11 protein-coding genes are annotated in these 19,384 nt (G+C 61.5%); 5 read left to right on the top strand and 6 right to left on the bottom strand.

Features of this window, described 5'->3' with window-relative positions; translation table 11 throughout:
• Positions 1–50 precede the first annotated feature (50 nt).
• Positions 51–539, top strand: a complete 489-nt coding sequence (locus ACMDB8_RS19165) for an SRPBCC family protein (RefSeq protein WP_409079192.1) — start codon at positions 51–53, stop codon at positions 537–539.
• Between the two features lie 287 nt (positions 540–826).
• Here ACMDB8_RS19165 and inhA read toward each other — a convergent pair whose 3' ends face one another.
• On the bottom strand, positions 827–1,513 hold the full coding sequence (gene inhA, locus ACMDB8_RS19160) for an isonitrile hydratase (RefSeq protein ID WP_056722670.1): 687 nt from the start codon (positions 1,511–1,513) through the stop codon (positions 827–829).
• Positions 1,514–1,601: 88 nt separating this feature from the next.
• Here inhA and ACMDB8_RS19155 point away from each other — a divergent pair, with 88 nt between their 5' ends.
• Positions 1,602–2,585, top strand: a complete 984-nt coding sequence (locus ACMDB8_RS19155; RefSeq protein ID WP_056722668.1) for a GlxA family transcriptional regulator — start codon at positions 1,602–1,604, stop codon at positions 2,583–2,585.
• On the opposite strand, the gene ACMDB8_RS19150 is transcribed toward ACMDB8_RS19155, so the two are convergent.
• The 5 genes from ACMDB8_RS19150 to ACMDB8_RS19130 form a co-directional block, all read right to left on the bottom strand.
• Positions 2,554–3,453, bottom strand: coding sequence for an alpha/beta fold hydrolase (locus ACMDB8_RS19150; RefSeq protein ID WP_056722666.1), 900 nt, complete (start codon positions 3,451–3,453; stop codon positions 2,554–2,556). The genes ACMDB8_RS19155 and ACMDB8_RS19150 overlap by 32 nt on opposite strands.
• A gap of 28 nt (positions 3,454–3,481) precedes the next feature.
• Positions 3,482–4,114: a BRCT domain-containing protein gene (locus ACMDB8_RS19145; protein ID WP_056722664.1), complete on the bottom strand. Its 633-nt coding sequence runs from the start codon at positions 4,112–4,114 to the stop codon at positions 3,482–3,484.
• A gap of 11 nt (positions 4,115–4,125) precedes the next feature.
• The gene (locus tag ACMDB8_RS19140; protein ID WP_056722662.1) at positions 4,126–4,515 is read right to left on the bottom strand and encodes a hypothetical protein; all 390 of its coding nucleotides are present in this window, start codon (positions 4,513–4,515) and stop codon (positions 4,126–4,128) included.
• Between the two features lie 206 nt (positions 4,516–4,721).
• Entirely contained in the window at positions 4,722–5,687 is a 966-nt protein-coding gene (locus tag ACMDB8_RS19135) for an aminoglycoside phosphotransferase family protein (RefSeq protein WP_409079191.1), read from the bottom strand.
• Between the two features lie 293 nt (positions 5,688–5,980).
• Positions 5,981–7,804 carry a glycoside hydrolase family 15 protein gene (locus tag ACMDB8_RS19130; protein ID WP_409079190.1) on the bottom strand — a complete coding sequence of 608 codons (1,824 nt, stop codon included), beginning with the start codon at positions 7,802–7,804 and terminating at the stop codon, positions 5,981–5,983.
• 256 nt (positions 7,805–8,060) lie between these two features.
• On the opposite strand from ACMDB8_RS19130, the gene ACMDB8_RS19125 reads away from it, so the two are divergent.
• From ACMDB8_RS19125 to ACMDB8_RS19115, 3 genes are all read left to right on the top strand, one after another.
• Complete coding sequence (locus ACMDB8_RS19125) at positions 8,061–8,981, top strand: MFS transporter (protein WP_409079189.1); 921 nt, start codon at positions 8,061–8,063, stop codon at positions 8,979–8,981.
• Between the two features lie 188 nt (positions 8,982–9,169).
• Positions 9,170–9,904 (top strand): thioesterase II family protein, encoded by a 735-nt coding sequence (locus ACMDB8_RS19120; RefSeq protein WP_409079188.1) that lies wholly within the window; start codon positions 9,170–9,172, stop codon positions 9,902–9,904.
• Between the two features lie 242 nt (positions 9,905–10,146).
• Positions 10,147–19,383, top strand: coding sequence for an amino acid adenylation domain-containing protein (locus tag ACMDB8_RS19115; RefSeq protein ID WP_409079187.1), 9,237 nt, complete (start codon positions 10,147–10,149; stop codon positions 19,381–19,383).
• Position 19,384 lies beyond the last annotated feature (1 nt).

The following is a 19,384-nucleotide window of genomic DNA, read 5'->3' as shown; positions in this document are numbered from 1 at the left end:
GTTGGTCTTGTGGTCTTACTGACCTACTGTTCAAGTACAGGAGGTGACTTATGAACCCAGCATCTGATCGCATCGAAAGGAAAGTCCTGCTCAAGGCCAAGCGTTCGCAGGTCTGGCGTGTGCTGGCCAATGCCGAAATGTTCGGACAGTGGTTTGGCGTGGCGCTGGAGGGCAAGCGCTTTGTGGCAGGCGAGTGGACCCAGGGGCAGATTACCTATCCCGGTTATGAGCATTTGCGCTGGAATGTACTGGTAGAGCGGGTCGAGCCGGAGCGACTGTTTTCGTTTCGCTGGCACCCGTATGCCGTGAACCCTGAAGTCGATTACTCCCAGGAACCCACCACCCTGGTGAAATTCGAACTCGAAGACATGGACGAAGGCACGTTGCTCAAGGTCTCCGAGTCCGGTTTCGATCACGTTCCCCAGGCCCGTCGCGAAAAGGCTTTCCGCATGGACAGTCGCGGTTGGGAAGAGCAAATGAACAATATCGAGCAGTTTTTGATCGACAATGCCAAGTCCCACGAACAACTGAGTGGCTGAAGCTGGCTCGAAACCTGAGGCGTCCAGGGGTTTTCGGAAGGTGGTTTATAGCGAATGTCTTACACGCGATGGTAGTGATATCGTCTGTTACAAATTGGATCCGAAGCGTAATCTGGCCTTACCCACTGAAGCACAGGATGTGCTCAGGATCATGGATGATCGACCATATGCAAGGAACGCTACGACAAGGAGTCGTCATGGTCTTGGAAAAACCCGCTTCGGCGGGTTTTTTTGTGGGTGCGTGAAAACATCGTGGCGGCAGGCACCGGGTTCCCGCCGCCATTTTTTCACTGTCGGTCGAGTTTCGCCGCCGCGCGCTCGGTGATCTGCGCCCGCAGTTTCAACGAGCCGGCAGCCCGCTGGCGAGCCTCCTCCAGCACGCTGGCCGGGGCCGTCTCCGGGCTGCCCGCGGTAAATGGCGGGGCTGGGGCGTATTCCAGTTGCAATTGCACCAGCTCGGCGGTGGCCTGGTCGAACAGCTCGGCGGCCAGGGTCAGGGCGAAGTCGATACCGGCGGTGATGCCACCACCGGTCAGCAGATTGCCGTCGCGAACTACCCGGTCTTGCACCGCAATTGCACCCAGTGGCTTGAGCAGTTCGTGATACGCCCAGTGAGTGGTGGCGCGTTTGCCCTTGAGCAATCCCGCCGCGCCCAGCACCAGCGAGCCGGTGCACACCGACGTGACGTACCGGGCGTTGGCGGCCTGGGCCTTGAGAAAGTCCAGGGTCTGGTCATCTTCCATCAAGGGGCCGACGCCGCTGCCACCGGGCACGCAGATCACGTCCAGTGCCGGGCAATCGTCGAAAGTGGTGGTCGGTTTCAACAGCAGGCCGGTGCTGGCGGTGACCGGCATCAGGTCTTTCCAGATCAGATGCACTTTCACATCCGGCAGCGAGGCCAGTACGTCGTAAGGGCCGGTCAGGTCCAGTTGCTGCACCTGAGGAAACAACAGAAAACCGATCTGCAACGTCATGGTGTTTTTCTCGTGAAGTGGGTGGACGGTTTGACTTTAGGCTCGTAGGCTTTGGCGTATACGCCAATATCCCCACGAATTACGCCAAATGTCGAAAACCATCCATGTGCTCGCTTTCGCCAACGTGCAATTGCTCGACGTCACCGGGCCGTTGCAGGTCTTCGCTTCGGCCAACGACATTGCCCGCCAGCAAGGCCTGCCGCCGCCCTATGCACCGACAGTGATTGTCAGCGGCGGCGGGGCGGTGATGTCGTCGGCGGGGTTGGCGCTGTTGGCCGAACCATTACCGGAAGAGGGCACCGATACCCTGATCATCGCCGGTGGCTGGGGTGTCTACGCAGCGGCCGAAGATGCGCCGTTGGTCGCCTGGGTGCGCGAACATGCCCATGGCTGCCGGCGGGTTGCCTCGGTGTGCACCGGTGCGTTCCTGCTGGCGGCCAGCGGCTGGCTCGACGGCCGGCGCGTGGTCACCCACTGGACCCGTTGCGAGCAATTGGCGCAGCAGCACCCGCAACTGCACGTCGAGCCCAACCCGATCTTCATTAACGACGGCCCGGTCTGGACCTCGGCCGGGGTGACCGCCGGCATCGACCTGGCGTTGGCCATGGTCGAACAAGATCTGGGGCGCACCATGGCCCTGGAAGTCGCCCGGCAACTGGTGGTGTTTCTCAAGCGTCCGGGTGGCCAGTCGCAATTCAGCGTGACCCTGTCACTGCAACAGGAAGGCAACCGTTTCGACGAACTTCACGCCTGGATCAGCGAAAACCTGACCCACGACCTGGGCATCCCGACCCTGGCCTTGCAGGCCGGCATGAGCGAACGCAGCTTCGTGCGCCACTACCGCGCCGACACCGGCCAGACCCCGGCCCGGGCCATCGAACTGATCCGCGTCGAAACCGCGCGGCGTTTGCTCAGCGATACCGGCGTGCCGATCAAACGGGTGGCGGTGCAATGCGGCTTCGGCAGCGAAGAAACCCTGCGCCGCAGCTTCCTGCGGGCCATGGGCGTGACGCCACAGGCTTATCGGGAGCGGTTTTCGGTTAGTGTTGGAGCAGATCCAGTAGTGCCTTGAGTGTGGCGTCTGGTGCTTCTTCGGGAATGTTGTGGCCAACGCCCGGCAAGATCCGGCGCTCATAGGGGCCGGTGAAATGCCCGATATCTTCGTCGACGTCTTGCGCTGGCCCGACACCGTCATCGGCACCGCACAGGGAAATCGTCGGTACGCTGATGCCCGGTTGTTTGCTCAGGGCCTGCTCCATCCATTCCAGCGTTGGATCGCCAAGGGCATACATATAACGGTGGCGGTAGGAGTGAATCACAACGTCGACGAAATCCGGGTTGTCGAAGGCCGGGGCGCTCAACGGATAGCGTGCAGCGCTGTCGGCCCAGGTGGGTGACCACAGTTTCCAGAGTAATTCGCACAAAGCGCGGCGATTTTCAGTCAGGCCCGCGACGCCACGAGGTGTGTGGAAATAGTACTGATACCAGTAGCGATGCTCGGACTCAGGAGCCAGAGGCAGTGTCGAATGGGGGATGTCCTGAAGGTTATAGCCATCGCCCGTAACCAGGCAGCGCACCCGTTCCGGCCACAGTGCCGCCACAATGCACGCCGCCCGACCGCCCCAATCGTAGCCACAGAGAGACGCCTGTTTAATGGAAAGGGCATCCATCAGCTCAAGCAAATCCTGGGCAAGGGCGGATTGCTGACCGGAACGCAGCGTATCAGCGTTGATGAAGCGTGTTGGGCCGTAACCCCGTAGATACGGAACGATCACGCGGTAACCGGTAGCGGCGAGAGCGGGGGCGATTGCGTCGTAGGCACGTGGCGAATAGGGAAAGCCATGAAGCAGGATGATCGGGTAGCCAGTGGCGGGGCCGTGTTCTTCGTAGGTAATGTCGAGTTGTGTCGTGCGGACGGTCTTTAGTGGATGCTCAATCATCGTACCTCCCTTGGCGCCCAAAGTTGTGTCACCCGAACAGCACCCTTTGCCAGTGTTCTTCACTGATGATCGCGATAGGAACACCGCTCTCTCTCAGTTCAACGGCTTTTTTGATCTTGGTGCCATAAGTGCTATTAAGCCATTGATCGTTTCCGATGCTGCCGACCACCAGATAGTTGATTTTTTTGCTGACCGAACCACCAATCAGACCGCCGCGTTCGACTATCAGCGATTCGCATTCTTTGCGCGGACCGTAAGCCATAACGCCGGTGAACAGAAAAACCCGATCAATCCAGTTCAGTGCGGGTGCAGGGATATCGAGTGGAAGACTGCAAGGTGTTGTGAAGATCTGGTCAGAGCCAACCGGGATACCTGAAAACTGGTGCAGCATGTCCAGTAGCTCAGCCGACTCTTCAGAGTCCAGCACGCCATCACTCAGCATGTTGGAGAGGCGTTTATAGAGGATGTTCACGACCGGATCACCCAGATGACACAAATGAACCTCGATCCAACTCTTGAGAAACTCGGCTTCCTGTTGGTTGATCCTGCCATCGGCAGCGAGTCCAGCCGCGATGCCTACCAGTGCGTCGGCTGAACGTCTATCAATGCGCGCTTCGTGGAAGAATCCACTGTTTTGAAATTCCTGATGCAAATCGACCATTGTCCATGCTCCTAGGATTCAACTTCCGCTATTTGATTGAAATACTTCGCCCGATCCGGCGTGAACGTCACCACCATCCCGGTTCGCGAGCAAGTCAGCGCCCGCTCTTCGCTCAAATCAACATCCAGATCTTCCCCACGCAACCCTTGCCACTGTGCGAGGTATTTAAGGGAGCCATATTTTTCGAGTTTCTTCAGGCTGCGGCTGACGCCGCCTTTCCAGCCCAGTACGGGCAGCTCGCCGGCGAGGCACTGTCGGGCGAGGTCGGGGAATCGGGCGGCGCGCTGGCGGCCGACTTCCCAGCATTTGATCAGGCCCTTGTCACCGGCCTCCCAGAGCTCTTCGCGGTTCAAACCGGTTCGGAGCGGGGAGTCGATGCTGCGTTGGATGCGTTGGGTCATTCTGGTTCCTTGAATTCGGGGTGTATTGGACAGCTCCGCTGTTCCCGTTCAGTAAGGATGTTAGGTGGGGAGGTAACGATACGCAACAAGGTATTTCAAAGTGTAAGAAAGTTACGAAATGGGCAGTGAGAGTGATTTTGCTAACAAGTTTCAAAGGTATGTAAGTGTTTTTGCAAGCAATGAGATATCAGAGATGGTTGCATTTATTATTTTTTCCACAGGGCTTCTAGTAGGTGCTCGCTTTTTAGGTGTGGGGTTAATTTATCTAGTAGATGAAATGTTTGGTGTTGTGCGTATTCAAGTATTTCTTTGTTAATGATTATGTTGTTGTGTAAGAAGATAAGGCTTCTTAGTTGGTTGGTTTTTATTAGTGTTGGTGTGCTGTTGTTGATTAGTTGTTTTATAGACTCACCATATCCATTGATGAATTTTTTCCATGATTTGAGTTTTTCTAACTCCGTGTGTTCGCTCCCCGTGAGCCACCAGATGAACGTAGCGACATCAAATGCCGGGTCAGAGATTCTGGTGTGCTCAAAGTCAATCAGGGTGCACGCATTAGAAGAATAAAGTGCGTTTCCTGGCCAGGCATCTCCGTGGCTAATACAACGCATCATACACTCGGTATGGGATAGGGTAGTTAGATTTATATCGTTGTGTAAGGTTTGTATGATTTCCTTTAATTGAATGGTTTTTTGGGAACGGTTGGGGCTTCCAAGCTTTGATATTAGATGCTTAACGTTACTGGTATCGTGTTTTGGGTTTCTGAATGGGGGTGGTGGAATGTGATGCAATGTGAATAGTGCTTGGCCAAACAGATAGTCGTCTGACAGAGCTCCGGCATTTTTAAGGTACGGGTTGCCAGTGCACTCACGAGTGAGAATGCCATAGTAAAACTGGTTCTCGTATAGGTAGGTTTTTTCTATCTGGGCTTTCGCAAGGATTGGATTGATGCTGTTGGGTTGGTGGGATGATATATAAGATGTGATTTTTCTTTCGAAAGAGATTCTTTGTTTTGAATGGTCTCTTTTATTGAAGATCTTGAGAATCAACGAATCGTTGTCGTTGGTTATTCTGAATATTTTGTTGACTGCGTCGTAAATGAGTTCCATGTGTTTTATGTGTAGATCGTATGCCTCGGAGATTGAACGCATTAGGCTGTCCAGGCTATTCATGTACAGGCTCCTGAAAAAAACGATAGATTACGAGGGCGTTTTGTTTTTGTGTGACTTTAGTCGGCACTATTGGCTAGATATCAAGAAGGCTTGGCGTGTGTAGTGGGAACAAAAAACATATCAGAATGTGACGGCGGTTTTAAAATAGTACCCCCAGAAAAAATCTTTTTACGCCGATCTACTTAGATCTGATATTGCTGACAGTATTCTCGGAACAGTCCTACATCGGCTTATGTGCAGCAAAAATACAAAGTGCTGCCGGCTAACGCGGTTATTGGGGGGACAATCAAATCTCACGGCTGCCAAACAACCTTCTCCCCACTCAACCTCCTATCCAGAAAGCACGCCGCACTGATCAGCGCCAGATGGGTCAATGCCTGCGGTGTGTTGCCCATGTGCCGCCCATGGCTGTCGAATTCTTCGGCATACAGCCCCAGCGGGTTGGCGTACCTGAGCAGTTGTTCGAACTCCAGGTGGGCCTTGTCGAGCTGGCCGGCGCGGGCCAGGCATTCGACGTACCAGAACGAGCACGCGGCGAAGGCGCCTTCGCTGCCGGGCAGGCCGTCGATCTGGCTGTCGTCGTTGCGGTAGCGGTAGACCATGCCGTCGCGCACCAGGCTCTTTTCGATGGCTTCCAGGGTCGCCAGCCAGCGCGGGTCGCGGGCGCTGACGAAACGCACCAGCGGCATCAGCAGCATCGAACCGTCCAGGCCGGTGCCGCCGATGTGCTGGACGAAATGCCCGCGCTCTTGATTCCAGAAGTTCTCCCAGATGTCGGCGTAGATCGCCTGGCGGGTCTGGTCCCAACGCGCGAAGGGGGCCGGCAGCGAGCGTTTTGAAGCAAGGCGGATGGCGCGGTCCAGGGCGACCCAGCACATCAGCCGTGAATGCAGGAAATGATATTGCGCGCCGCGCATCTCCCAGATGCCGACATCCTTCTGCTCCCAGGTTTCACAGACCTGATCGACCACCTCCACCGTGTGTTTCCAGCCTTCATGGGAGATGGCTTCGCCATATTTATTGACCAGGTAAATCGCGTCCATCAGCTCGCCAAAGATATCGAGCTGGACTTGTTCGTAAGCCTGATTGCCGATGCGCACCGGTTGTGCGCCACCATGCCCAGACAGGTGCGCCAGCTCGATCTCCGGCAGCTCCTGGCGACCGTCGATGGCGTACAGGATATTGAGTTTCATCGGCTTGCCCTGGCAGTCGCTGACCCGACCGCGCAACCAGCGCATATAGGCGTTGGCCTCTTCGACGAAGCCCAGGCGCATGAACGCATAGACGGTGAACGAGGCGTCGCGGATCCAGGTGAAGCGATAGTCCCAGTTACGTGTGCCACCCGGGCTTTCCGGCAGGCCGAAGGTGGCGGCGGCGAGAATGGCGCCGTGTTTGCGCGAGGTCAGCAGCTTCATCGCCAGGGCCGAGCGGTTGACCATTTCGCGCCAGCGGCCGCGGTAGTTGGACTGGCCGATCCAGTCGCGCCAGAACTTCAGGGTGCGCTCCAGGCACAGTTGCGCGGCACCTTCCTTGAAGCGCGGATCGTCGAGGGCGCCTAGCAGGAATTGACCGGTCTGGTCTTGTTCGAGGGTGAAATCGGCGATCGCCACGTTGGCGTCGATGCGTAATGCCTGATCCGAAGCGAGCCGCAGAGTCGGTTGGTCGGCAGCCTCAAACACCACATCCTGTTTGTTCTGGCGTGCGCGAGTGTGGGCGCGGGCGTAGTCATGGCGCACGGCGCAGCGCATGTGGAAGGTGGCGCGGCCGCTGACCACACGGATCCGCCGCATCAGCAGCGGCAGGTCATCCTCGGTGTCACCGACCGGTAGCAGGTCGGTGACTTCGACCACGGCGCGATCACTGAGCCAACGGGTCAGCAACACATTGGTGTCGGGCAGGTAGATTTGTTCGCGGCGGGCGTCGGGCAAGTCCGGCGCCAACTGGAAAATTCCGGCTTCGGGGGTGTCCAGCAGCGAGCAGAAGATCGACGGGCTGTCGAACTCCGGCCAGCAGAAAAAATCCACGCTGCCCTTGTCGTTGACCAGCGCCGCGCTGCGCATGTCGCCGATGATGCCGTGGGCGTCGATGGGGCGTTGGCGTTCGGGGGGATCAACCATTGTCGCGAAACTCCGGGAACCGGGGGCCTAAATAGCTGACTGGTTTGGGTGGGCGAGAGTTCATTTGGCGAAGGGTGTGAGTTGTCTGTTCTGACCCCATCGCGAGCAAGCTCGCTCCCACAGTTGACTGGTGTACGCCGGCCATTGTGGGAGCGAGCTTGCTCGCGATGGGGCCTTCACATTCAACCAACAAATTGCTGCTTCCCCGGCAATCAGCCGTTATGGCAACGTGCAGTCCCCTGATGAGACCCGTCCCATGGCCAACCCCTATCGCGAGTTGTTCAAAGCCCCTGGCAGTGGCGCCTTCGTGCTGGCCGCAATGATCGCGCGCATGCCGATTTCCATGACCGGCATCGGCCTGATCACCATGCTTTCGCAGGTGCAGGGTGGCTACGCAATGGCCGGCGCGGTGGCGGCTACGTTCGCCCTGGCCACGGCCTTTTGTGCGCCGCAGGTTTCGCGGCTGGTGGATCGCTATGGCCAGGGGCGGATTCTGCCGGTGGCGGCGTTGCTGGGCGGTGGGGCACTGTTGCTGCTGTTGCTGTGCACGCGATTGCAGGCGCCGCACTGGACGCTGTTTTTCTTCGCCGCGCTGGCCGGTTGCATGCCGAGCATGTCGGCGATGGTCCGTGCGCGCTGGACCGAGGTGTATCGCGGCCGCCCCGAGTTGCAGACCGCCTACGCCCTGGAGTCGGTGCTGGACGAAGTCTGCTTCATCGTCGGGCCGCCGCTGTCGGTGGGGTTGTGTGTGGTGGCATTTCCCGAGGCCGGTCCGCTGGCGGCCTTGCTGGCGCTGGCCATCGGCGTCACCGCGTTCGTCTTGCAGCGCAGCACGGAGCCGCCGGTGCATCCCCATGAAGAACACCATCAAGGCTCGATCATCCGTTCCCGCGACATTCAGTTGCTGATGCTGTTGATGGTGGCCATGGGCACCATCGTCGGCGTGGTCGACGTGGTCAGCGTCGCCTTCGCCCAGCAGCAGGGCCAACCGGCGGCGGCGAGCATCGTGCTGTCGGTGTATGCCATCGGCTCGTGCCTGGCCGGGTTGGCGTTCGGCGCCGCCGGCTCCGGCTGGTTGGTGGACGCCTTCGGCGCACGCAGCGGGTTCTGGCTGGCGATTGCGGCGGGGGCGGTGGTGCTCGGTTCGGCGATTCCGAGTTATCGCCATCTGAAATGAACATCCAATGCTGGAAACAGCCCCCCTGTGGGAGCGAGCTTGCTCGCGATAGCGGAGTATCAGTCGAAATCATCAGTGCCTGACACACCGTCATCGCGAGCAAGCTCGCTCCCACAGGGTTACTCACATGGCTAATTCTTTGGGCTCCTCGTCCGTTCTCCAAACAGACAACTTTCGAGGAAAGCCCGGTGACCCCGCTGACATTGCTGTGCCTGCCCTATTCGGGCGCGAGTGCCATGGTCTATAGCCGTTGGCGGCGCAAACTGCCGCAGTGGCTCACGCTGCAACCGGTGGAACTGCCGGGGCGTGGCGCGCGGTACGGCGAGCCCTTGCACACCGACATGCGCCGCCTGGCGCTGCAATTGGCCCAGGAACAAAAAACCACGCTCAAGGCGCCATACGCATTGTTCGGCCACAGCATGGGCGCGTTGCTGGCCTGCGAGATGGCCCATGCGTTTCGCTCGCTGGGCTGCCCGGAGCCGGTAGCGCTGTTCGCCTCGGGCACCGCCGCACCGACCCTGCGCGCCGACTACGACCGGGGCTTCGCCCAGCCCAAGACCGACGCCGAACTGATCGAGCAACTGCGCACCCTCAACGGCACCAGCGAAGAGATCCTGGCCAACGAAGAGTTGATGAGCCTGACCCTGCCGGTGCTGCGTGCGGACTTCCTGCTCTGTGGGCGTTTCGCGCCAATTCAACGCCCCTTGCTCAAGTGCCCGGTGCATGTTCTCGGTGGCAAGAGCGATCGCGCCAGCGCCGAACAGTTGATCGGCTGGAGCCAGGAAACCCGTGGCAGTTTTTCGGTGGACATGCTGGCTGGCGGGCACTTCTTCATCCATGAGCAGGAAGCCAAGGTCCTGCGGGTGATCAAGGATCAGCTTGAGGTGCATCATCGGCGGCTTTCCATGGCTGCCGTGGGTTAACACCACTCTCAAATTTCACCCGATCCCTGTGGGAGCGGGCCTGCTCGCGATGACGGCGGCACATTCAGCATGGATGTGACTGACACTCCGCCATCGCGAGCAAGCTCGCTCCCACAGGTTTTTCATTGTTCTGTATTGCGCGTTTCACCTTCCGCCTGATCCGCTAATTTTTCCCGCCTGCATTCGTTTTATAGGCACGACGCGCCTTTGCGCCTGCTGCCTACTGATGCGGATGCCGATAGATGAATGCTGAAGACTCCTTGAAACTTGCTCGCCGGTTTATCGGGTTGCCCCTGGAAAAGCGTCAGATGTTCCTTGCGGCCTTGCACAAGGAGGGCGTGGATTTCGCCCGTTTCCCGATTCCCGCCGGCATCGAGGCCGAGGATCGCCAGGCGCTGTCGTACGCCCAGCAACGCATGTGGTTTCTCTGGCAACTGGATCCCCACAGCGGCGCCTACAACCTGCCGGGCGCGGTGCGGCTGAGCGGTCGCCTGAACCTGTCGGCGCTGGAGCAGGCGTTCGCCAGCCTGGTGGCGCGGCATGAAACCCTGCGCACGGTGTTCGCCCGTCAGGCCGATGACAGCTTGCTGCAAGTGCCGGCCGCTGCGCCGCTGCGGATCGAACAAGTGGATTTCAGCGCATTACCTGCCAATGAGCGCGAACGTGCCGTGGCTGAAACCGCCGAGCAGCAATCGGTACTGCCGTTCGATCTGTCGACCGGTCCGCTGCTGCGGGTGACCTTGCTCAAGCTCGCCGAACAACAGCACGTGCTGTTGCTGACCCTGCACCACATCGTCTCTGACGGCTGGTCGATGAACGTGCTGATCGACGAATTCATCCGCTGCTACGACGCCTTCGATGCGGGCGCGCAACCGCAGCTGGCAGCGTTGCCGATCCAGTACAGCGACTACGCCCTATGGCAGCGCCGCTGGCTGGAGGCGGGCGAGCAGGCGCGGCAACTGGCGTATTGGCAGGCGCAGTTGGGTGACGAACACCCGGTGCTGGAGTTGCCCCTGGACCATTCGCGCCCGGCGATGCCGAGCTATCGCGGCACCCGCTACGAATTCGCGGTCGAGGCACAACTGGCGGAGCGCCTGCGTAGCACCGCACAGAAGCACAACATCACCCTGTTCATGCTGTTGCTCGGCGCCTTCAACGCTTTGCTCCATCGCTACACCGGGCAAACCGACATCCGCGTCGGCGTGCCCATCGCCAACCGCAACCGCGCGGAAATCGAAGGCCTGATCGGCTTCTTCGTCAACACCCAGGTGCTGCGCACGCAACTGGACGGCCAGACCCGGGTCGATGACCTGCTGCGCGCCATCAAGGAAACCGCCCTCGGCGCCCAGGCCCATCAAGACCTGCCATTCGAGCGTCTGGTCGAGGCGCTGAAACTGCAACGCAGCCTCAGCCACACGCCGCTGTTCCAGGTGATGTACAACCACCAGCCGCACGTGGCCGACATGGCCTCGGTCAGCACCGCGTCCGGTCTGGAGCTGGGCAGCATTGACTGGCAAAGCCGCACCACCCAGTTCGACCTGACCCTGGACACCTGGGAGAAGGGCGGCAAGCTGCACGCCGCGCTGACCTACGCCAGCGACCTGTTCGAGGCCGATACCATTGCGCGCATGGCCGGGCACTGGACGCGCCTGTTGCAGGCGATTGTCGACGACTCGACGCAAAGAGTCGGCGAGTTGCCGATGCTGACGGCGGATGAGCAGCAAGTGCTGGTGCAGGACTGGAACCGCACCGCCGAGACCTATCCGGTCGAGCAGTGCATGCACCCGTTGATTCAGGCCCAGGCCCGACGCACCCCCGACGCGCCGGCGCTGGTGTTTGGCGAGCGTCAGCTCAGCTACGGGCAACTCGACGCTCGCAGCAATCAACTGGCGCACTGCTTGCGCGAGCAGGGTGTCGGCCCGGATGTGCTGGTGGGGATCTGCGTCGAGCGTTCGCTGGAAATGGTCATCGGCCTGCTGGCGATTCACAAGGCCGGTGGTGCCTACGTACCGCTGGACCCGGAGTACCCGGCCGAGCGCCTGGCCTACATGATCGAAGACAGTGCGATTGGCTTGCTGCTCAGCCAAAGCAGCTTGGTCGACGTACTGCCCACCGAGGGCGTCAAGGTCATCGCCCTGGATCAGGAACCGGACTGGCTCGACGGTTACAGCGAAACCTGTCCGCAGGTCGACGTGCATCCGTTGAACCTGGCCTACGTGATCTACACCTCCGGTTCCACCGGCAAGCCCAAAGGCGCCGGCAACAGTCACGGGGCTCTGGTCAACCGCTTGTGCTGGATGCAACAGGCTTACGGGCTGGATGGCAGCGACTCGGTGTTGCAGAAAACCCCGTTCAGTTTCGACGTGTCGGTGTGGGAGTTCTTCTGGCCGCTGATGACCGGTGCGCGGCTGGTGGTGGCGCCGCCGGGGGCACATCGCGAACCGGCGCAGTTGATCCGCCTGATCGAAGACCAGGGCATCAGTACACTGCACTTTGTGCCGTCAATGCTTCAGGCGTTCATCCACGAACCGGGCGTCGAGGCTTGCACCGGCCTCAAGCGCATCGTCTGCAGCGGTGAGGCCTTGCCGCTGGATGCGCAATTGCAGGTGTTCAAAAAGCTGCCGGGCGCCGGGTTGTACAACCTGTACGGCCCGACCGAGGCGGCCATCGACGTCACCCACTGGACCTGCATCGACGAAGGCGCCGACAGCGTGCCCATCGGCCGGCCCATCGCCAACCTGCGCACCCATGTGCTGGATGCGCAATTGCTCCCGGTTCCGGCCGGCGTGGCGGGGGAGTTGTACCTCGGCGGCGCCGGGCTGGCGCGCAGTTATCACCGGCGTCCGGCGCTCAGCGCCGAGCGTTTCGTGCCGTGCCCCTTCGATGATGGCGCGCGCTTGTACCGCACCGGCGACCGCGTGCGCCAGCGCGCCGACGGTGTGATCGAATACCTCGGACGCCTCGACCATCAAGTCAAATTGCGCGGCCTGCGCATCGAGCTGGGGGAAATCGAGACTCGCCTGATGCAGCATGCGCTGGTGCGCGAGGCCGTGGTGCTGGTGCAGGGCGGCAAGCAGCTGGTGGCGTATCTGGTGCTGGAAAATACCGACACCGACCCGCAGTGGCCGCAAACCCTCAAGGCCTGGTTGCTCGGCAGCTTGCCGGAATACATGGTGCCCACCTACCTGATGCCGCTGCATGCCTTGCCGGTGACCGCCAATGGCAAGCTCGACCGCAAGGCCTTGCCGCCACCCGACGCCGTGCCGCAACAGACATTCGTTGCGCCGCTGGATGCGATGCAGATCGCGCTGGCGCAGATCTGGCAGGACGTATTGGGCGCAGAACCCGTGGGCCTCGAAGACAACTTCTTCGAACTTGGCGGCGACTCGATCATTTCCATCCAGGTGGTCAGCCGCGCCCGCCAGGCCGGTATCCGTCTCAGCCCGCGGGACCTGTTCCAGTACCAGACCGTGCGCAGCCTGGCATTGGTCGCGACGTTCGACAGCCGCAGCAACATCGATCAAGGCCCGGTCAGTGGCGAGGTGATCCTGACTCCGGCGCAGCATTACTTCTTCGAACAGGCCATCGCCCAGCGCCGGCACTGGAATCAGTCGCTGCTGCTGACGCCCCGGGAAGCGCTGAATCCGCAAGTGTTGGAACAGGCGTTGGTTACCGTCATCAACCACCACGACGCCTTGCGTCTGCGCTTCGTGGAAGGTGCCGAAGGCTGGCAGCAGCGCCATGCAGCGCCAGTCGAGTCAGGTGGGTTGTGGCAGCGTCGGGCGTCTTCGGCCGAAGCCTTGACCGCCCTATGCGATGAGGCGCAACGCAGCCTCGATCTGGCAGAAGGGCCGCTGCTGCGTGCCTTGCTGGTCAGTCTCGACGACGGCAGCCAGCGCCTGCTGCTGGTGGTTCATCACCTGGTCGTGGACGGGGTGTCGTGGCGGGTGTTGCTCGAAGACCTGCAACAGGCTTACCGGCAAGTGGCGCTGCCCGAGAAAACCAGCGCCTACCAAACCTGGGCCGCGCACCTGCAACAGCACGCCCAAGCACTCAGTGAGCAGTTGCCGTACTGGCAGGCGCAACTGGCCGATGCCAGGGACGTGCCGTGTGACAACCCCCGGGGCAGCATGCAGCAGCGCCACGGACACAAGATCGAATCGAAACTTGACGCCGAGTTAACCCAACGTCTGCTGCAACAAGCCCCGGCGGCCTATCGCACCCAGGTCAATGATCTGTTGCTCACGGCGCTGGCGCGGGTCATCTGCCGCTGGAGCGGGCAGCGCTCGACGCTGATCCAGCTGGAAGGCCACGGCCGCGAAGACCTGTCCGACGACCTCGACCTGAGCCGCACCGTCGGCTGGTTCACCAGCCTGTTTCCAGTGCGCCTGCAACCCGAGGCCGAAGTAGAAAGTTCGATCAAGTCGATCAAGGAGCAACTGCGCGCCATTCCCGGCAAAGGCCTGGGCTACGGCTTGCTGCGCTACCTCGGCGAACCGGTGCAGCGTCAGGCCCTGCAAGACTTGCCGGCGCCACGGATCACCTTCAACTACTTGGGGCAGTTCGACCGTCAGTTCGACAACGCCGCGCTGTTCGTCCCGGCCCCGGAAAGCGGCGGCCAGGCCCAGGGCGACGATGCGCTGCTGGCTAACTGGCTGACCGTGGAAGGCCAGGTCTATGGCGGGCAGCTCTCGCTGCAATGGGGCTTCAGCCGTGACCTGTTTGCCGATTCCACCGTGCAACGACTGGCCGATGCCTACACCGAAGAACTCAAGACGCTGATCGAGCATTGCTGCGCGACAACGGCAGGCCAGGTCACGCCATCGGACTTCCCGCTGGCGCGCATCACCCAGGCACAACTCGATGCCTTGCCTGTTGCGGCGCCGGCCATCGAGGATGTTTACCCGCTGACGCCGATGCAGCAGGGCATGCTGTTCCACACCCTGTACGAACCCCAGGCCGAGGCCTACATCAATCAACTGCGCCTGGATATTCAGGGCCTTGAAATCGTGGCGTTCGGCCGGGCCTGGCAGGCGGCGATCAACCGGCATGACATCCTGCGCAGCAGCTTCCACTGGTTGGGGCTTGAGTGCGCGCATCAGGTGATTCATCGCCAGATCGACCTGCAACTGCAAGTGATCGAAGCGGCCGACATCGACCTCGATGCACTGGCCGCCGAGGAGCGCAGCCGTGGCTTCGAACTCGGCGCCGCGCCGTTGTTCCGCCTGCTGCTGGTGCGTCGGGGCAGTGAAGACTGGCACCTGATATACACCAGCCATCATATCCTCATGGACGGCTGGAGCAACGCCCAGTTGCTCGGCGAAGTGATCCAGCACTATGCCGGCCAGACGTTGGCCAGGCCGTTGGGGCAATACCGCGACTACCTGCGCTGGATTCAACAGCAGCCGCTGCTGGCCGCCGAACAGTTCTGGAAACAGGCGCTGGCGCCGCTGGAAACACCGACGCTGCTGGCGCAAGCCTTGCCGGCGCCCGCCGAAGGGCGCGGCATGGACGAACATCAATTGACCCTTGAAAGCGCCACGCTACAGCACCTGAGCGATTTCGCCCGCCAGCAGAAAATCACCCTCAACACCTTGCTGCAAGGTGCCTGGGGCCTGCTGTTGCAGCGCTACACCGGCCAGTCCTGTGTGGCCTTCGGCGCGACGATTGCCGGACGCTCCGCGCCGTTGCCGGGCATCGAGCAGCAGTTGGGGCTGTTCATCAACACCCTGCCGATCATCGCCGCGCCCCAGGCCGGGCAGTCGGTGGCCCAGTGGCTCAACGACCTGCAAGCCCTGAACCTGAGCCTGCGCGAGTTCGAACACGTGCCGCTGTACGATATTCAGGGCTGGGCCGGGCAACAGGGGGCGCTGTTCGACAGCCTGCTGGTGTTCGAGAACTTCCCGGTGGCCGCAGCCCTCAAGCAAGGAGCGCCGGCGGGCCTGACCTTCGGCGCGCTGCACAATCACGAAATCACCAGCTACCCACTGACCCTCGGCATCGAAGTCGGCGCCACGTTGCGACTGGATTTCAGTTTCGACCGCTCCCGGTTCAGTGCTGCGCAGATCAGCCAGTTGGGCGCCAGCCTGCTGCATGTGCTGGCGCAATTTGTTGCCCAGCCTCAACAGGCGCTCGGTGCCGTCAGCCTGCTGGACGCTCAGGCCCAAGCCCGGGTAATACGCGGCTCGCGTCCACCGGCACCACACCTGGACAACCCGTTGCTGGCCCATCAGCGCTTTGAACAACAAGCGGCACGCACACCCGATGCGCTGGCGGTAATGGTCGGTGACGAACGCCTGACCTACGCCCAACTCAATGCCCAGGCCAACCAGCTCGCCCATCGCCTGCGCGCCCAGGGTGTGGCGCCGGGGCAGCGGGTGGGGCTGTCGGTGCGGCGCAATGCGCAGATGATCGTCAGCCTGATGGCGATCCTCAAGTCCGGCGCCGGTTATGTGCCGCTGGACCCGGATTACCCGGCCGAGCGCCTGGCCTACATGATCGAAGACAGCGGCATGGACCTGCTGCTGGCGCAACCGGGTCTGCTGGCCGATGTAGCACTGCCGCAAGGGTTGCCGTGCCTGGCGCTGGAGCCGGGCGCAGCCGCCGGGTATTGCACCGACAACCCGGTCAACCTCGCCAGCGCCGAAGACCTCGCCTATCTGATCTACACCTCCGGCTCCACCGGACGGCCGAAAGGCGTGTGCCTGGCCCATGCCGCCCTGCGCGAGTTTTGCGTGATCGCGGCGGACTATTCACAACTCACCGCGCAAGACCGCGTGCTGCAATTCGCCACGTTCAGCTTCGACGGCTTTGTCGAGCAGTGCTACCCGCCATTGTGCGTGGGCGCGGCGCTGGTGATGCGCGGCGATGAGTTGTGGGACACCGACACCCTCTACCGCCAGATCATCGAACAGGGCGTGACTCTGGCGGATTTGCCGGCGGCGTACTGGTTTCTGCTGGCTCAGGAGTGGGCCGCGCAACCGCAGCGGGACAAGGGGCGCTTGCGCCAGATCCACGTCGGCGGCGAAGCCATGTCGCTGGAAGGCCTGAAGCTGTGGCACGCCGCCGGTTTGGGCGATGTGCGCCTGCTCAACACCTACGGGCCGACCGAAGCCACGGTGGTGTCCAGCACCCATGAGTGCACGCTGGTCGATACCCGCAATCTGATTGGCGTGCCCATCGGCAAGGCCCTGCCCGGTCGCGCACTGTATGTGCTGGACAGCGAAGGCCACCTGCTGCCAACCGGTTGCGTCGGCGAATTGTGCATCGGCGGCGACGACGGCCTTGCCCAGCGCTATCACCAGCGACCGGGCTTGAGCGCCGAACGTTTCATTGCCGATCCGTTTTCCACCACGCCGGGGGCGCGGCTGTATCGCAGCGGCGACCTGGCGCGCTATCGCGAGGATGGTGCGCTGGAGTACCTGGGGCGCATCGATCATCAGGTGAAAATCCGTGGTTTCCGGGTCGAACTGGGTGAGCTGGAAGCGCATCTGCAAGGCCTGCCGATGATCAGCGAAGCCGCGGTGCTGGTGCATGAAGGCGTCGGCGGCAAGCAATTGATCGGCTACGTGGTGCCGGCCGATGCCGGGCTGCTGGCGGCGGATGCGCGTCAGCTCACCGACACCGTACGCCGCGCCTTGGGCGAGCGCCTGCCGGACTACATGCTGCCGGCGCAACTGGTGTTGCTGGCTGCATTGCCGCTCAACCGCAACGGCAAACTCGATCGCGCCGCGTTGCCGGCCCCGCAGGTCTGGGAGGCCGAAGTCGGTAGTGCGCCGCAAGGCGAGCTGGAAATCGAACTGGCACAGATCTGGCGGCAGGTGTTGCAGGTCAGTCGTGTCGACCGGGAAAACAGCTTCTTCGAACTGGGCGGGCACTCGTTGCTGGCGACGCAGATCGTCTCGCAGATCCGCCAGCGCCTGGGCTTGTCGGTGAGCTTGCGCAGCCTGTTCGAGCATCCGCGCCTCGAGGGCTTCGCCGCTCAGGTGCAGGCGCTGCAACACAGCTGTGAACGCCCGGCGCTGGTGGCGGACACCAGCGGCGAACGCCGGCCGTTGTCCTTTGCCCAGCAGCGCCTGTGGTTCCTCTGGAACCTGGAGCCGGACAGTTCGATGTACAACATGCCCGGTGCCTTGCGCCTGCGGGGCGAGTTGAACCTTGACGCCCTGCGCCAGACCTTCGAAACCCTGGTGCAGCGTCACGGCGTGTTGCGCACCACGTTCTATGAAGAAGACGGCCAGACCTGGCAACGGGTGCATGCGCAACTGCCGTTGAGTTTTGTCGACAGCGACCTGCGGCATCGGCCGGCGCCGGACGTCGAAGCGCAGCAACTGGCCCGCGAGGAAGTCTCCCGGCCATTCGACCTGCGCCACGGTCCGTTGCTGCGGGTGCGGGTGCTGCGGGTCGCGGATGACGAGCATGTGCTGTTGCTGACGGTGCATCACATCGTCGCCGATGACTGGTCGTTCCGCGTGCTGATCAATGAATTCGTCACGCTCTATCCAACCCTCAACCGTGGCCAGACCCCGCAACTGCCAGCGCACAGCGTGCAGTACGCCGACTTCGCCAAATGGCAGCGCCAGTGGCTGGAGCAGGGCGGCGAATTACAGCGCCAGCTCGACTACTGGCAGCAGCGCCTTGCCGAGCCCCAGGCGGTGCTGGAGTTGCCTGCCGATGGCGACCGGCGCACGACACAAGAAGGTGCCAGCGCCCATTTCACTTTCAGCGGCGAACTCAGCCAGCAGCTGCGCGACTTTGCCCAGCAGCGCGATCTGTCGCTGTTCATGCTGCTGCTGGCCGGTTTCACCCTGGTCCTGCGCCAGCGTACCGAGGTCGGTCGGGTGCGCATCGGCACCGATATCGCCAACCGAAATCAAGCCGAGCTTGAAGAAATGGTCGGCTTCTTCGTTAACCAATTAGTACTGCAAGTGGAGGTCGATGCCGAGCAGTCGGCGGCGCAGTTGCTGGAGGCCTGTCGTCGGGCGGTGCTGGAGGCTTCGGACCATCAGGACCTGCCGTTCGAGCGCCTGGTGGAAGCCATGCGCCTGCCGCGCCGGGCCGGCCGTTCGCCGCTGTTCGACATCAAGCTGATCTACCAGGAAGGCGTCGCTCGCCTGCCGTCGATGGAAGGCCTGCAGATCGAGGACTTCCCGTCCGGGCGCCAGGCCGCCGAGATCGGCATGGTCGCCGCGTTCTACAACGATGCCGAACACATTCACCTGAGTTTCGAAACGCCGGTGGGCCAGTACCTGCCGAGCACGCTGGAGTCCTTGTTCGAGCAGATCCGGGCGGTACTCGAAGCGCTGATACGCGCTGACGGAGTGCAGGTCGGTGAGTTGCTGGATCTGGCCGCCGAGGTGCAACGCCGTGCCGATGCGCGCTTGAACGAGCAACGCAAGGCCTTGCTCGGCGGCGCCATGGCGATCAAGCGTCGCTCGGCGAACCGTGGCGCAGCGGCAGCGAAAACAGCGGCGGACTGAT

The sequence above is a fragment of the Pseudomonas monachiensis genome (assembly GCF_047345015.1).
Taxonomy (GTDB): Bacteria; Pseudomonadota; Gammaproteobacteria; order Pseudomonadales; family Pseudomonadaceae; genus Aquipseudomonas; species Aquipseudomonas monachiensis.
Note: the sequence above shows the minus strand (reverse complement) of the source record. Positions and strands in the feature narration are given on the sequence as shown.